The following is a 16,007-nucleotide window of genomic DNA, read 5'->3' as shown; positions in this document are numbered from 1 at the left end:
TTAGAAGCGGAAGTGGCTGAAGGCCTTGTTCGCTTCGGCCATTTTGTGGACTTCTTCTTTCTTCTTGAAGGCAGCGCCCTCCTCCTTGGAAGCGGCCAGGATCTCGTTGGCGAGCTTCTGGGCCATGCTGCGCTCATTGCGCGTGCGGGCATAGCCGATCAGCCATTTCATGGCGAGGCTCTTCTTCCGCTCGTCGCGCACTTGCTGGGGGATCTGGAAGTTGGCACCGCCCACGCGACGCGTGCGCACCTCCACTTGGGGGGTCACATTCTGGAGGGCTTTGCGAAAGATCTCCAGCCCGTCCTCCCCGCTCTTCTCGGCTACGATGTCGAGGGCATTGTAGAAGATGTCGAACGACTTGCTCTTCTTGCCGTCGTACATCAGGTTGTTCACGAACTTGGTCACCTGCTCGTCGCCGAACTTGGGATCGGGCAGCGTGGTGTGCTTGACCGCTTTCTTGCGCATGGTACTCTAGGCTCTGCGTGAACGGTTACTTCTTCTTGGCGGGCGCCTGGCCGGGCTTCGGCTTCTTGGTGCCGTACTTGCTGCGGCGCTGGTTGCGGCCCTCCACCCCGCTGGTGTCGAGCACGCCCCGCACGATGTGGTACTTCACGCCGGGCAGGTCCTTCACCCTGCCGCCGCGCACCAGCACGATGCTGTGCTCCTGCAGGTTGTGGCCTTCGCCGCCGATGTAGGCGATCACTTCATAGCCGTTCACCAGGCGCACCTTGGCCACCTTGCGGAGCGCCGAGTTCGGCTTCTTCGGGGTGGTGGTGTACACCTTGGTGCAGACGCCACGGCGCTGCGGGCAGCGGGTCAAAGCGACCGACTTGCTCTTGTAGACCGGGTTCTCCCGGCCCTTGCGGATGAGCTGCTGAATCGTTGGCATGAGGTCCTTTCGGCTTGACTTTCAGGCGTTTTCGACTTTTTCTTCCGGAAAACGGGCTGCGAAAGTAGCTGAAATGCGCTTCCAACAACCGCCTGTTGAAGGAAAAATCCGCCGACGCCCCTCCGCTCCACCAGCATTGAACCCTTGGGCGCAACGGAAAGATTAGTCATATCAACCTGTCTAGTAGTGCATTACGAATGTTCTTGCCATGCCCATGGAAGAACTCCGCTGGTCAGGGACCGAAGCCTTCAGCGAGTAACAACGCGATTGGTGAACGCTATCTTTGTTCGAATCATTTGATTTGTATTATGGACATCGGGAGCATCACCTACTATTCCATCAGCCCCCGGATCCTCCACCTGCTGGGCCGTGTGCATGAGCGCTTGGGCGCCGCCCATGCCCGCCATTTCCATCAGCCGGCCGCCGAGTTGGCCAAGGCCTACCGCGCCAGCATCGTTAGCGCCACCCTGGCCATCGAGGGCGGCCAGCTCGACCCGCTGCCCGTAGCCGCCTTGGCCGAGGACCACACCGCCAGCAGCCAGGGGCCGGCCGCCCTTGAGGCGCTGAACACCCATCGCACGTACGACCTGCTCAACGGCCTCGACCCTTTCTCCGACCAGGACCTTCGCCACGCCCACGGTGTGCTCATGCACGGGCTGGCCGTGGATGCCGGTCACTACCGCACCGGGCCCATCGAGGTCTTCTACGGCGACCCGCAGCCCCTGCGCACATCGCCCGCCAAGGGGCTCCCCGTGGCCGTGCAGGAGCTGCTGCGCTATGCCGAAGAGGATGACTTCCCGCCGCTGATCACCGCTTGCGTGCTCCACTTCGGCCTCATCTACCTGCGGCCCTTCAGCGCCGGCAATGGCCGGCTTGCGCGGCTCTGGCAGCGCGCCCTGCTCATGCGGCACTGGCCCGTATTCGCCTACCTGCCCGTGGAAGCCTTCATCCACCGCGCGGAGCCCGCCTACCACGCCGCCTTGGAGTTCGCCGATCGCCGCGGCGACTGCGGCGGCTTCATCGTCTACATGCTCGAGCGGACGGACGAAGCGCTCGCTGAACTGCTGGCCTCCCCCGACCCCATCCGCACATCTCCGGAGCGCATCGCCGCCTTCCTGCAGCACCGCCGGCGCGCCGGCCAGATCGAGCAGCCCTTCCGCCGGCGCGACTACATGGACTTCCACCCCTGGCTGAGCACGGCAACGGCTACGCGGGACCTGAAGGGGGCCGTGGCGGCCGCCCAGCTCGTGCCCAGCGGCGGCGGACGCAGCATGCAGTACCGCTTGGCATAGGCCTCTCTGCATGCGCCGCACCGGCTCCGGGCCGACCGGGCGACCGCTCGGGGCATTCCGGCACAACCGACCGCGCGCTGCATACTATCCTTGGCGCGCGGCAGTTATCAAGCAGCACGACCGGACCATGAGCGCGCATCACCGCATCGAGGAGCTCCGCGCGCTCCTGAAGGGCACGGACCTGAGCCTCGCCACCCGGCGGCTCATGGACCTCTGCGATGACTACGAGACCCTGCACGACCTGCGTCAACCGGCCATGCAGCTGCGCGCCGAGTACAACCTGGGCCGTGACCTGGGCGCCGGGGAAATGAACGGCGACAGGGCCCAGGCCATCCGGACCCGGGTGTCGGAGCTCCTGAGCGCGATCGCGGCGCGCCCCGGAAGCGCCAATGGGCCTGCGGCAACCGCTGCGGAAACGGCCTATCGGAGCGCCGCGCTCACCAAGCACTTCAGCAGCGGCGGCCATCGCTTCACCCTCGGGCCCATCGACCTGGAGCTGCGCACGGGCGAGATCACCGGCGTGGTGGGCGAGAACGGTAACGGCAAGACAACGCTCCTGCGCCAGGTGGCCGGAATGCTTGACCATGACGGTGGCACGCAGCAGTGGCCGCTGGCGCCCGCCGACCCCTATGCAAGACGGGCCACCATCGCCTGGATCCCGCAGCGCAGCGCGCGCTGGTACGGCACCCTGCTGCAGAACCTGCGCTTCACCGCCGCCATCCACGGAATCGCAGGCGATGCCAACGAGGACCGGGTGCGGTACACGCTCCACCGGCTGGGACTCACCCGATTCGCTCACCTCAGCTGGAACGAGCTGAGCAGCGGCTACAAGCTGCGCTTCGAGCTGGCGCGCATGGTGGTGTGGCGACCGCGCCTGCTCGTACTGGATGAGCCCATCGCCAACCTCGACCTGCAGGCCCAGCAGCTCTTCCTGCAGGACCTGTGCCACCTGGCGTCCGCCGCCCGCGACCCGGTGGCCATCATCCTCAGCTCGCAGCAATTGCACGAGATCGAGTCCATCGCCGACCGCATCATCTTCCTGAGGAACGGACGGCCCATGTACAGCGGGTCCACCGCGGCCTTCGACCAGGACCGCAGCAGCAACGTCTTCGAGCTGAAGGGCGCGGTGGACCGCAGCCGTCTCCTGGCAGCCCTGGGCGAGGGCAACGCGCTGGCGCTCGATGACACGGGTCTCGTTTGGCGCCTCATCACCCCACGCGCCATCGGCCCGCGCGAGGTGCTCAGGGCCCTCACGGCCGCCGAGGCCGAGGTGAGCTACTTCCGTGACATCAGCACCAGCACCCGCAAGCTCTTCCACCAGGATCCATGAACGCCCTGCGCAAGCTCGTGCCCGACCTGCTCTGGTCATGGGACCTGCGGCTCCTGCAGGACCATCCGCGGCTGTGGGCCACGCGCTTCCACCTGCACGCCTGGTTCCTGCTGCTGCTGAATGCTGCGGCGGTCGCCGTTGGACTGCTGATCCGCGTGGATCACCACCGCTTCCCCAACCCGGAGGGGCTCTTCGCCTACATGCTGGTCCCCGCCGCCGCCTACGCCGCCTTCTGGGTTTACAGGGCTGCCCGATTCAATGCCGAGAAGCGCTTCGGGAGGCACAGCGCCATCAGCGATGCGGCGGAACTCCTCATCCTATGGGCCAGCCTGCTGCTGATCCTCAGCCTCCCCTTCACCCTGGCGTTCACCGTGGCCCAGCGCGCCGCGCACCTCACCCCCGATGCGCAGTTCACCGCCGAAGTGGACCTGCTGAACGAGCAGGCACCGTGGTTCTACGGCCACGATGAGTATTGGGAGGAGCCTGAACTCGCGGAGGTGCACGCCGCGGAGGCGGCTGCCGCAGGCGGCAGCCGCACCAGGGCACCCCAGGGCGCGGGTTCGCACCGCTTCTTCAGGAGCCTGCAGGAGTACGGGCTGCGCCACGATGCCGCCGAACGCGCCCGAACCTCCGAGGTGCCCGAGCTGCATGACATCTACGAGGGCTACCTGAGCCGGGCCGCCTACGCCATGGACAGTATCGACCGAAACGGCTATGCGCCGGATACCGCACGGCTCTATCTGGCCAAGGCCGATTCCATCGAGCGCAGCCGCCCGCTGCTCTATATCCATCACGGCTGGTACACGCCGGCTGGCAGCACGCTGCCCTACCTGGCCGACAGCGTGCTGGAGCAGCGCTACCTGCAGCGCACGGCCGCCGGAGCGCCCATGGATACCGCGGCCGTGACCCGGGCACTGGCCATAGCGCGCAAGTACCACGGCGGCGTCCGGCTCATCGGCGCCGAAGGGGTGCAGCGCGAATTCGACCGCCGTGTGCGCAGCTCCGCCCAGCTGCGGCTGGCGCGGCTGCAGCTCGAGCGGATCGCCCGCGCCAAGGAGATGCGCTATTTCTTCTGGGACGAGGAGGGCTTCTTCCATGCCATCGCGCTGCTTTCGCTGGCCCTGGCGATCCTGCTCACGGCATTCAAGAGCCTCTACTGGCAGCCCTTCCTCATCGCCGTGATCACAGGGGCGCTCACCCCCGTGCTGCTCCTGGTCTTCGCGCTCATCGTGGAGCGCGATGTGCTCCCGTGGAGCGATGACGACATCATGGCGTACGGCCACTGGCTGCTGATGGCCGCGATGATCGCGCAGCTCGCCACCGTGCGGCGGCTGCGTGCCTACAGCACGCGCCGCGCGGTGATGACCGTACTGGCGAGCGCCGTGCTCCCCTTCTTCGCCCTCTTCACGCTGCTGCTGCTGCATGAGGGATTCGACGTCTTCGGCAGGGATCGACTGAGCGCTGCCATCAGCGAGATCGCCCTGTCCGACCCGGACGACCCCCGGCTGCCTGCGCTCAACGCCGCGCTCACCGCACTGCAGCAGCGCATCCACCGCACGATGATGGCGGCCCTCTGGGGAGGCGTGGCGCTTTACGCGCTGGTGCTGCACCCGGTGCTGAAGGGGCTCTATGCGCACCTGATGGCGCTGCCCGAGCGGAGGTGAGCGCTGTGGAGAAAACGGCCGGCCGGGGCCTCCCGCGCGATCCTACCTTCGGCCCGATGAATTACCTCGACGGCCTGAACCCCGCGCAGCGCGCCGCCGTGGAGGCCACCGAAGGCCCCATGATGGTGATCGCCGGCGCGGGCAGCGGCAAGACGCGCGTGCTCACCGTGCGCATCGCCCACCTGATGGCGGCCAAGGGCGTGGACCCCTTCCGCATCCTCGCCCTCACCTTCACCAACAAGGCGGCGCGCGAGATGAAGGAGCGGATCGCGAAGATCCTGGGCGCACAGGGCAGCACCGAGGCGCGCAACCTGTGGATGGGCACTTTCCACAGCGTGTTCAGCCGCATACTCCGCGCCGAAGCCGACAAGCTGGGCTACCCGAAGGACTTCACGATCTACGACACCGACGACAGCCGCAGCGTGATCAAGTCGATCCTGAAGGAGTGGCAGCTCGATGACAAGCTGTACAAGCCCAATCAGGTGCATGCGCGCATCAGCATCGCGAAGAACAACCTCATCGGGCCGTTGGAGTACCTGGCCAACGGCGAGCTGATGGCCGGCGATGCCGCCGTGGGCCGCGAGAAGATCGGCGAGATCTACAAGGCCTATGCGGAGAAGTGCTTCCGTGCGGGCGCCATGGACTTCGATGACCTGCTCTACAACACCGCCCTGCTGTTCCGCGACCACCCGGACGCGATGGTGAAGTACCAGAGCCGCTTCCAGTACATCCTGGTGGACGAGTACCAGGACACGAACCTGGTGCAGTACCAGATCGTGAAGACGCTGGCCGCGCGCCACGAGAACCTCACCGTGGTGGGCGACGACAGCCAGAGCATCTACGCCTTCCGCGGCGCCAACATCCAGAACATCCTCAACTTCCGCAGCGATTACGCCGACCACAAGCTCTTCAAGCTCGAGCAGAACTACCGCAGCACGAAGACCATCGTGGGCGCGGCCAATTCGCTCATCGAGAAGAACAAGGACCAGATCAAGAAGACCATCTGGACCGACAACAGCGAGGGCGAGAAGATCCGCGTGCACCGCGCCCTCAGCGACAATGAGGAGGGCGCCTTCGTGGCCCACAGCATCTTCGAGACCAAGATGCAGAACCAGGTGCCGAACAAGGGCTTCGCCATCCTGTACCGCACCAACGCGCAGAGCCGCAGCATGGAGGAGGCGCTGCGCAAGCTCAACATCCCCTACCGCATCTACGGCGGCCTCAGCTTCTACCAGCGCAAGGAGATCAAGGACCTGATCAGCTACTTCCGCCTGGTGTGCAACCCGCGCGATGAGGAGGCCCTGAAGCGCGTGATCAACTACCCGACGCGCGGCATCGGTCAGACCACGGTGGATAAGCTGCTGGTGGCCTCGGCCGAGCGGCAGATGCCCGTCTGGGACGTGATCCTGAACCACCTGCAGGAACTCGACTTCCACGGCGGCACGCGCAAGGCCCTGGCCGATTTCGTGCTGATGATCCAGGCCTTCCAGTCTCAGCTGGCCACGCACAGCGCTGCGGTGCTGGGCGAGGAGATCGCGCGGCGCACGGGCATCCTGAAGGAGCTCTTCGCCGACAAGACGCCCGAGGGCGTGAGCCGCTACGAGAACATCCAGGAGCTGCTCGCCGGCATGAAGGAGTTCAGCGATGCACAGGCCGAGGGCATCGACGTGCCGCGCACGCTGAGCGACTTCCTCATCGACGTGGCGCTGCTCACGGACGCCGACAATGACGACCCCAACGACAACGACCGCGTGAGCCTGATGACCATACACGCGGCGAAGGGCCTGGAGTTCCCCTACGTGCACGTGGTGGGCCTCGAAGAAGAGCTCTTCCCGAACATGATGAGCGTGCAGAGCCGCGCCGACCTGGAAGAGGAGCGCCGCCTGTTCTATGTGGCCTTGACGCGTGCCGAGAAGCGCTGCACGCTGAGCTACGCCATGAGCCGCTACAAATGGGGCAACCTCACCGCCAGCGAGCCCAGCCGCTTCATCGACGAGATCGACCCGAAGTACCTGGAGATGCCGCGGCAGGCCGAACGGCCCGCGCTCTTCGGCGGCTTCGACCGCAATACACCTCCATGGGCACGCAAGGCGGCAGGGAGCGACCGCGCCAGCGACGAGCATTCATCCAAACCGGTGTATGGCCGCGAACGCAGCGCACCCGGCATCGCGAAGGCGGCCCCCTATGCCAAGCCAACGCCGCCCGCGCGCACACCAACCTCCACCGAACCGGAACGCAAGAACCTGAAGCGCATCAGCGCCAGCGGCACGCCCCTGCAGGCCACCAGCACCCTGGGCGCCATGGCCACCGAGATCGCCGAGGGCCAGACCGTGGAGCACGAGCGCTTCGGCAAGGGCAAGGTGCTGAAGGTGGAAGGCACCCCGCCCGACCTCAAGGCCACGGTCTTCTTCCCCAGCGCCGGGCAGAAGCAACTGCTGCTGCGCTTCGCGAAGCTGACGGTGGTGGAAGGCTGAGGCGGTCAGCGGCCGATGGCCCTGCGCCAGAGGGACCGGGCGCGGGACAGCGGGCGGCCGATGAGGTGCTCCGCGGCCACGCGCACCGCCGCCATGCGATTGAAGCGCAGCGCCCCGACGAGCCCGAATTCCAGGTTCAGGTCGATGCCGAAGCGCACACGCCCGCTGGCCAGGCGATTGAGCACATTGCCGCCGTGGATCAGCTGAAGCCAGAGCGGCTCCCTGTTCTCCACATCGCGGAGCAGGCCCGTATCCTGGGCCTGATGGTGCATCACATCGAGCACGGTCTTCAGCGCCCCCTCCTTCACCCGCTCGATCCGCGCGATGAACGGATTGCTCGGCTTGCGCAGGTCGACGGCCACGCCGCGGTCCATGTCGTACTGGATACCGTTGAGGAAGTTGATGATCTCATCCTCCTGTCCATGGAACTCCGAACGCAGGCGCTCTACATAGGTGCGGTGGAAGGCGTCGTCGTTGTCGATGCGGCCGGTGATGACGTGGGTGTCGGAGGGGCCTAGCCGCTGGCGGACCTCCTGGCGGTAGCGCCGCACCTGCAGTTCGCCATCCTGCAGGAAGCACGGCGTGAAGGCCGGGAAGCGGCGCTGGATCTCCGCGATGCGCGTCAGGAAGGGCTGTGGCGTACGGTGGCTGAAGAACACGAGCCAGGTGAAGTCCGGGTCGGTCTGCGCCATCAGGCTGGGCAGGCAGGTGCTCTCGAAGAGGTCGAACCGGCGCTGCAGCCAGGCCTCGGTGCCAGTGGGCGCGCCGGCCTTGTCCACCCGCTCGATGGCCTCCTTCAGCACGATGTTGAAGCGGGTGTTGATGAAGACCTGGGGCCGCATGGCGGCCAAAAGTAGCCGGGGCCGGGCGGCAGCCGCTGCGGCGGCTTTCCTACTTTCGCCCCTCGGCTGCCGCCGGCTTGCTGCCGTGGCGCCCGCTCCCGATCCCTGAACCGCTCCCCGATGAGCAGCATCCCGTTCGACTACAACACGCAGCGCCCGCGGCTGATCATCCCCGAGTACGGCCGCAACGTGCAGCGCATGGTGCAGCATTGCATGGACCTGGAGGACCGCGAGCAGCGCACGCGCGCGGCCAAAGCCATCATCCAGGTCATCGCCCGGCTGAACCCGCAGCTGCGCAACAGCGACACCTTCGAGCGAACGCTGTGGGACCACCTCCACATCATGAGCGAGTTCAAGCTGGATGTGGACGCCCCGTACCCCAAGCCCACGCCCGAGGAGCTCGACAGCAAGCCCGAGCGCGTGCCCTACCCGCAGTCGGAGATCAAATTCGGGCACTACGGCAAGATGGTGCAGCGCATGGCAGCGCAATGCGCGGCCATGGAGCCCGGCGAGAAGCGCGATGCCTATGCGCTGCTGATCGCCAACCTGATGAAGCGGCAGTTCCTGGCCTGGAACCGTGACACGGTGCCCGATGGCGTTATCCTGAAGGACCTGAGCGACCTGAGCGCGGGGAAGGTGCGCCCTGCCCCGGACGCCCAGCTGGCCCAGACCGCCGACCTGCTCCGCGCACAGCAGAGCGGTCCGCGCAACGAGGTGGATACGCGCAAGCGTCAGGGCGGCAAGAAGCGGCACCGCAACCGCCGGAAGAACCGTTTCTGAGGCCGGGGCGGGTTGCGCTGAAGCGCACGGCCGGCCGCCTGCAACGGCGGGGAGCCACACCGTGCTGTTAGTACCGCGGCAGCAGCGCACCGCGGAGCCCCGGGCAGGCGTTGTTGCTTCGCGGCAACACGCATCACCATGCACAGCTTCCGAATCGAGGGCGGCCGACGGCTGAAGGGCGAACTGGTGCCGCAGGGCGCCAAGAACGAAGCCCTGCAGATCCTCTGCGCGGTGCTCCTCACCAGCGAGCCCATGACCATCCACAACATCCCCGACATCGTGGATGTGAACAAGCTCATCGAGCTGCTGCGCGCCATGGGCGTATCCGTGGAGAAGCTCGCTCCGGGCAGCTACCGGTTCCAGGCGAAGTCGGTGAACCTGGAGTTCTTCCTCGATCCGGAGTACAAGCGCATGGGGGGCAGCCTGCGCGGCAGCGTGATGGTGGCCGGTCCGGCCTTGGCGCGCTTCGGACGCGGCTACATCCCCAGCCCGGGCGGCGACAAGATCGGGCGGCGCCGGATGGATACGCACTTCACGGGCTTCGAGCGGCTGGGCGCCGAGATCCGGTACGATGCGAAGGAGGGCTTCTACCGCGCCGAGGCCAAGCAGCTCAAAGGCTGCTACATGCTGCTCGATGAGGCCAGCGTGACCGGCACGGCCAACATCATCATGGCCGCCGTGCTCGCCCAGGGGCGCACCACCATCTTCAACGCCGCCTGCGAGCCCTACATCCAGCAACTGTGCCATATGCTCGTCCGCATGGGCGCCCGCATCGAGGGCATCGGCAGCAACCTGCTGCGCATCGATGGCGTGCGGGAACTGGGCGGCACCGAGCACCGCATGCTGCCGGACATGATCGAGATCGGCTCCTTCATCGGGCTCGCGGCCATGACACGGAGCGAGATCACCATCAAGGACACCGGGTACGACCACCTGGGCATCATCCCCGATGTCTTCCGCCGCCTGGGCATCGTGGTGGTGCGCAAGGGCGACGATATCTACATCCCGGCCCAGGAGCACTACACCATCACCCGCTTCATCGACGGCAGCAACATGATCATCGCCGATGCGCCGTGGCCGGGCTTCACCCCCGACCTGCTCAGCATCGTGCTCGTCACCGCCACCCAGGCCAAGGGAAGCGTGCTCATCCACCAGAAGATGTTCGAGAGCCGCCTGTTCTTCACGGACAAGCTCATCGAGATGGGGGCCCAGATCACGCTGTGCGACCCGCACCGCGCGCTGGTCATCGGCCACGATTTCCAGATCCCGTTGCGCGCCATCCGCATGACCAGTCCCGACATCCGGGCCGGGGTCTCGCTGCTCATCGCCGCGCTCAGCGCCGAAGGCACCAGCACCATCGACAACATCGAGCAGATCCGCCGCGGCTACCAGGACATCGAGGGCCGGCTGAACGCCATCGGCGCCAAGATCGAGGTGGTGTGAGCACGGAGCCGGCGGCCCGGCCCCCCGGCTGCAGGGTCGCAGCCCGGGTAATGGCCTTCCCTCCTCCGGCACGACTTTGGCTGAAGAGCCGGCCCAACCATCCGCCTACCTTCGCCGCATGAATCCCCGTACGCTCATGTCCAAGATGCGCATCCTCACCATTGCCGCTGTGGCCCTGCTGGCCGTCTATGGCTTCACCGCCCGGAACCAGGCCTCCGAAGCCCCGCAATCGGGCAAGGCCAAAGTGGGCACCAGCATCGGCGACAAGGCGCCCGAGCTGGCCTTCCTCAATCCCGACAGCACCAAGGTGCTGAAGCTCTCCGAGCTGAAGGGCAAGTACGTGCTCATCGACTTCTGGGCCAGCTGGTGCCGCCCCTGCCGCATGGAGAACCCCAACGTGGTGGCCGCCTACCAGAAGTACAGCAAGGCCAAGTTCGCCGATGCCAAGGGCTTCGAGGTGTACAGCGTGAGCCTGGACCGCAGCCGCGAGCAGTGGAAGCAGGCCATTGCCCAGGACAACCTGGCCTGGAAGTACCACGTGAGCGACCTCAAGTTCTGGCAATCGCAGGGCGCCCAGCTCTACGGCGTGAGCTCCATCCCCATGAGCTTCCTGGTGGACCCGAACGGCATCATCATCGCCAAGAACCTGCGCGGCATGGCACTGCACCAGGAGTTGGACAAGCACGTGAAGAGCCTGTAAGGGGAGCCGCTCCTCTGCGCGGAAGCCCCCGGAAATCCCGGGGGCTTCTGCATTCCTACCGACCGGCGATTCTGCACGGGAGCCACTTCCCGGCCTCTTGGAAGGGACGAACCGTTGGATTAACGTTGTGGTGACCGAACGACCACACACCAAAGCCGCTTGCCCATGAGCCACCGTACCTCTCCCTTGCGCGTGATCCTGCTCCTCCTCATTGCCATGCTCACAGTACCGCTCAGCGCCCAGCGCAACTGCGGCAGCATGGAGTACCTGCAGCAGCAGATCCTGGCCGACCCCGATCGCGGCGAGTTCCTGCAATCCATCGACCAGCACGCCCACGACTGGGCCGCGGCCCACGGCGAGGAGGAGCGCGCGGTGGTCACCATCCCGGTGGTGTTCCATGTGGTGTGGCGCACCACCGCCGAGAACCTGAGCGACGCCCAGATCCAGGCCCAGCTCAATCAGCTCAATGCCGACTTCGCGCGCCTGAACAGCGATGCCAACCAGACGCCCAGCATCTTCACCGGCGTGGCCGCCAACACCGAGGTGCAGTTCTGCCTGGCGCAGCGCGACCCCAGCGGCAACCCCACCACGGGCATCGTGCGCCGCCAGACCACGGTGACCAGCTTCAGCAGCAACGACGCGGTGAAGTACACGGCCAACGGCGGCAGCAACGCCTGGCCGCGCGACAGCTACCTGAACATCTGGACCTGCAACCTGGGCGGCGGGCTGCTCGGCTACGCGCAGTTCCCGGGCGGCACAGCCGCTACGGATGGCGTGGTGGTGCTCTTCAGCTCAGTGGGCAGCATCGCCAGCCCCGGCACGGCCTCGCCCTTCAACCTGGGCCGCACGCTTACGCATGAGGTGGGCCACTGGCTGAACCTGCGCCACATCTGGGGCGATGCCACCTGCGGCAACGACCAGGTGAGCGACACGCCGGTGCATAACGCGGCCAACAGCGGCTGCCCCGCCTATCCGCACTACAGCACCTGCACCGGGACGCCCGTGGAGATGAGCATGAACTACATGGACTACAGCAACGACGGCTGCATGAACATCTTCACGCTGGGCCAGAAGACACGCATGCAGGCGCTCTTCGGCACCGGCGGCTCGCGTGCGGCGCTGCTGAATTCCCTGGGCTGCGTGCCTCCCAGCGGTGGCGGCACCTGCGCGGTTCCCGGCGGGCTGGCCGCATCCAATATCACCGCAAGCAGCGCCACCGTGAGCTGGGGCGCGGTGAGCGGGGCGGCCAGCTATGACCTGCAGTACAAGACCGCAGCGTCCAGCACCTGGACCACGGTGAATACCACGGCCACCTCCTTCGGCCTGAGCGGCCTGGCAAGCGCCACCACCTACAACTATCAGGCGCGCGCCAACTGCAGCAGCGGAAGCAGCGCCTACAGCGCTGCTGGCAGCTTCACCACGCAGAGCACCGGCGGATGCCCCGATGCGCTGGAGCCCAACAACAGCACATCGGCGCCAGCATCAGTCAGCCTGCCGCTCGCGTTGAACGCGCTGATCGCCAGCAGCACCGACGCCGACTACTACCGGTTCACCACCACCGGCACCAACAACCTCGGTATCACGCTGGGCAACCTGGCCGGCGACTACGACCTGCGCCTGCTGAACAGCGCGGGCACCCAGCTCGCGAGCAGCGCGAACGGCGGCACCACCAGCGAGAGCATCTCCTACAGCAACGCTCCGGCCGGCACCTACTTCATCCATGTGTTCGGCTACAACGGCGCTTTCAGCGCCACGCAGTGCTACGCGCTCAATGCCAGCGCCACGCCGGTGGCCACCAGCTGCGACACGTGGGAAAGCAACAACTCGGCGAGTGCCGCCAAGCTGATCTCCGTGAACACGAACATCCAGGCCGCCATCGGCACCAGCACCGATGCGGACTGGTTCAGGTTCAGCAACACCAGCTCGCAACGGCGCATCCGCATCGACCTCACCAACCTGCCCGCCGACTACGATGTGCGCCTCTACCGGGGCACCAGCACGCAGGTGGGCATCAGCCAGAACGGCGGCACCGCCAATGAAGCCATCATCCTCAACACCTCCACGGTGGCCACCTACTACATCCGCGTGTACGGCTACAACGGCGCCTTCAATGCCAGCCAGTGCTACACGCTGAGGGCCAGCATAAGCGGCACCAACTTCCGTGAGGGAGAATTCGCCGGCGATCATGAAGCGGTGGTGGCGGAGCAGGTCTCGAGCGGCCCGGTGAACCTCTACCCCAATCCGGCGGCCGACAAGCTGAACGTCGACTACCTGGCCCAGACAGAGACCGCCCTGCAGCTGACGGTGATCGATGCGATGGGGCGCGAGGTGATGACCCTGCAGCAAGGAATGCCGGAGGGCCTGTCCACCTTCGGCCTGCCCCTCACCGACCTGCGGAGCGGCATGTATGTGCTGCGGATCATGGAAGGCGAGCAGGTGCATCAGCAGCGCTTCCTCATCGAGCGGTAAGCCCCGCCAACAGCACCAACCGAGGAGGGCCGCCCCATGGAGCGGCCCTCCTCGCTATCGCCACGCTGCCAAAAAGTCCCCGACCTTCGCGCCGCATTGAACGGAGCGCCCCTTGGCACCGTGATTGACCCTGTGCTCATGATCTTCAAAAAGCGCCGAAAGACCATGTCGGAACGACCGGATGTCAGTCCCGCCGATGCCGCTGCTGACAAAGCGGCTCATCATGCCCTGCCCTCAGATGCCCAGAACGAAGCGGAAAGGGACCCGCTCAGCGCGGCCAGTGAAGCCGCTGCGGAGCATGTGATGCACGATTCCGCCGCGGATGGCCGCGAAGACATCGCGGAGCTGACCGCGGAGCTCGCCGCAGCGAGGGCGGATGCAGCGGAGCTGAAGGACAAATGGATCCGCCTCAGCGCCGAGTTCGACAACTTCCGCAAGCGCACCGCGAAGGAGCGGATCGACCTGATCCAGTTCGCCGGCGAGAACGTCATCAAGAACCTGCTGCCGGTGCTGGACGATATGGAGCGTGCCATCGCCAGCAACGGGAAGACCGATGACATCGCCGTGGTGCGGGAGGGCTTCCACCTCATCCAGAGCAAGCTGCTCCACATCCTCGGCAGCCAGGGCGTGAAGCCGATGCCCGATGCCAAGGGCCAGCCTTTCGACACGGACCGCCACGAGGCCATCACTAAGGCGGCCGCACCGAGCGATGAGCTCCGCGGCAAGGTGATCGACGTGGTGGAGAACGGCTACACGCTGCACGACAAGGTGATTCGCTACGCCAAGGTGGTAGTGGGCGAGTAAATGCGGGACACCATGGCCCGGCACGAGCCGGAAGCACAACAGAAATGAGCAAGCGCGATCCCTACGAAGTCCTCGGCGTCGACCGCAGCGCGAGCGCGGACGACATCAAGAAGGCCTACCGGAAGCTGGCCATCAAATACCACCCGGACAAGAACCCCGGGGACAAGGCTGCCGAAGAGCGCTTCAAGGAAGCGGCCTCGGCCTATGAGATCCTGAGCGACCCCGAAAAGAAGGCGAAGTACGACCGCTTCGGCCATGCCGGTCCGCAGATGGGCGGCGGGGGCTTCCAAGGCGGGGCCGGCATGAACATGGAGGATATCTTCTCCCAGTTCGGCGACATCTTCGGCGATGCCTTCGGGGGAGGCGCCTTCGGAGGCTTCGGCGGGCGGTCACGCGGCCGCACCGTCAAGGGCAGCAACCTCCGCGTGCGCATCAAGCTCACCTTGGAGGAGATCGCGCACGGCGCGGAGAAGAAGATCAAGGTGACCAAGCTGGTGCGCGCCAAGGGCAGCGAATACGGCACCTGCGGCACGTGCGGCGGCAGCGGCCAGGTGCGGCGCGTGCAGAGCACCTTCATCGGACAGATGCAGACGGTGAGCACCTGCCCGGCCTGCGGCGGCATCGGGCAGACCGTGAGCAAGCGTGCACCGGGCAGCGATGAGCACGGGCTGGTGCGCGAAGAGGTGGTGGTGCCGATCAAGATACCCGCCGGCGTGGAGGAGGGCATGCAGCTGAACATCAGCGGCATGGGCAACGAGGCCCCCGCCGGGGGCGTTCCGGGCGACCTGCTCGTGGTGATCGAGGAGGAAGCGCACCCCGACCTGAAACGTGACGGCATGAATCTGCACCACGAGGCCTTCATCAGCATGGTGGATGCGGCGCTCGGCACCCATATCGAGGTGCCGTTGGTGAGCGGCAAGGCCAAGGTGAAGATCGATCCCGGCACGCAGAGCAACCATGTCCTCCGCTTGAAGGGCAAGGGGCTCCCGAGCGTGCAGCACCACGGCCAAGGCGACCTCTTCGTGCATGTGGCGGTGTGGACGCCGAGCGACCTGAGCAAGGAGGAGCGTGCGACCTTGGAGAAGCTGCGCCACAGCCCGGGATTCCAGCCGCGGCCCACCGCCAAGGACAAGGGCTTCTTCGAGCGGGTGAAGGAGATGTTCGGGCACTGATCGGCCGGCCGCCGCCTTCAACCCGTGCACCGGGTTAAGCGCACCCTCTGTTGGTGGCCATCGGTGCGATGTCCTCATGCGGGCCATCCCGCTGCCGGTGACGGTCGCCCACTGTTCACCATCAGCAGCCGCGATGCGCTCCTGTTCC

At 66.1% G+C, this 16,007-nt stretch carries 13 protein-coding genes; 10 read left to right on the top strand and 3 right to left on the bottom strand.

Annotated elements, in window-relative coordinates; all coding sequences use genetic code 11:
• Complete coding sequence (gene rpsG / locus QY325_15505) at positions 1–465, bottom strand: 30S ribosomal protein S7 (GenBank protein ID WKZ66156.1); 465 nt, start codon at positions 463–465, stop codon at positions 1–3.
• Between the two features lie 25 nt (positions 466–490).
• The gene (gene rpsL, locus QY325_15500; GenBank protein WKZ66155.1) at positions 491–889 is read right to left on the bottom strand and encodes a 30S ribosomal protein S12; all 399 of its coding nucleotides are present in this window, start codon (positions 887–889) and stop codon (positions 491–493) included.
• Positions 890–1,197: 308 nt separating this feature from the next.
• On the opposite strand from rpsL, the gene QY325_15495 reads away from it, so the two are divergent.
• From QY325_15495 to QY325_15480, 4 genes are all read left to right on the top strand, one after another.
• Entirely contained in the window at positions 1,198–2,181 is a 984-nt protein-coding gene (locus QY325_15495) for a Fic family protein (protein WKZ66154.1), read from the top strand.
• A 127-nt stretch (positions 2,182–2,308) separates the two neighbouring features.
• Positions 2,309–3,511, top strand: a complete 1,203-nt coding sequence (locus tag QY325_15490) for an ABC transporter ATP-binding protein (protein WKZ66153.1) — start codon at positions 2,309–2,311, stop codon at positions 3,509–3,511.
• On the top strand, positions 3,508–5,175 hold the full coding sequence (locus QY325_15485; protein WKZ66152.1) for a hypothetical protein: 1,668 nt from the start codon (positions 3,508–3,510) through the stop codon (positions 5,173–5,175). Before QY325_15490 ends, QY325_15485 begins: the two co-directional genes overlap by 4 nt.
• Positions 5,176–5,231: 56 nt before the next feature.
• Positions 5,232–7,649 (top strand): UvrD-helicase domain-containing protein, encoded by a 2,418-nt coding sequence (locus QY325_15480; protein WKZ66151.1) that lies wholly within the window; start codon positions 5,232–5,234, stop codon positions 7,647–7,649.
• A 5-nt stretch (positions 7,650–7,654) separates the two neighbouring features.
• Here QY325_15480 and QY325_15475 read toward each other — a convergent pair whose 3' ends face one another.
• On the bottom strand, positions 7,655–8,491 hold the full coding sequence (locus tag QY325_15475; GenBank protein ID WKZ66150.1) for a glycosyltransferase: 837 nt from the start codon (positions 8,489–8,491) through the stop codon (positions 7,655–7,657).
• Positions 8,492–8,611: 120 nt separating this feature from the next.
• Between QY325_15475 and QY325_15470 the strand changes: the two genes are divergently transcribed.
• The 6 genes from QY325_15470 (at position 8,612) to dnaJ (ending at position 15,859) form a co-directional block, all read left to right on the top strand.
• Entirely contained in the window at positions 8,612–9,271 is a 660-nt protein-coding gene (locus QY325_15470) for a DUF4290 domain-containing protein (GenBank protein ID WKZ66149.1), read from the top strand.
• A 138-nt stretch (positions 9,272–9,409) separates the two neighbouring features.
• Entirely contained in the window at positions 9,410–10,714 is a 1,305-nt protein-coding gene (gene murA, locus QY325_15465; protein WKZ66148.1) for a UDP-N-acetylglucosamine 1-carboxyvinyltransferase, read from the top strand.
• 118 nt (positions 10,715–10,832) lie between these two features.
• The gene (locus tag QY325_15460; protein ID WKZ66147.1) at positions 10,833–11,414 is read left to right on the top strand and encodes a TlpA disulfide reductase family protein; all 582 of its coding nucleotides are present in this window, start codon (positions 10,833–10,835) and stop codon (positions 11,412–11,414) included.
• A 165-nt stretch (positions 11,415–11,579) separates the two neighbouring features.
• Positions 11,580–13,883, top strand: a complete 2,304-nt coding sequence (locus tag QY325_15455; protein WKZ66146.1) for a M43 family zinc metalloprotease — start codon at positions 11,580–11,582, stop codon at positions 13,881–13,883.
• Positions 13,884–14,048: 165 nt separating this feature from the next.
• Entirely contained in the window at positions 14,049–14,687 is a 639-nt protein-coding gene (locus QY325_15450) for a nucleotide exchange factor GrpE (protein ID WKZ66145.1), read from the top strand.
• Between the two features lie 44 nt (positions 14,688–14,731).
• Positions 14,732–15,859 (top strand): molecular chaperone DnaJ, encoded by a 1,128-nt coding sequence (gene dnaJ / locus QY325_15445; GenBank protein WKZ66144.1) that lies wholly within the window; start codon positions 14,732–14,734, stop codon positions 15,857–15,859.
• The last annotated feature ends 148 nt before the right edge of the window (positions 15,860–16,007 follow it).

Source organism: Flavobacteriales bacterium (assembly GCA_030584065.1).
In the GTDB taxonomy this organism is placed as follows: Bacteria; Bacteroidota; Bacteroidia; order Flavobacteriales_F; family PHOS-HE28; genus PHOS-HE28.
The sequence above is the reverse complement of the archived record's forward strand: the minus strand, read 5'-3'. Positions and strand labels throughout refer to the sequence as shown.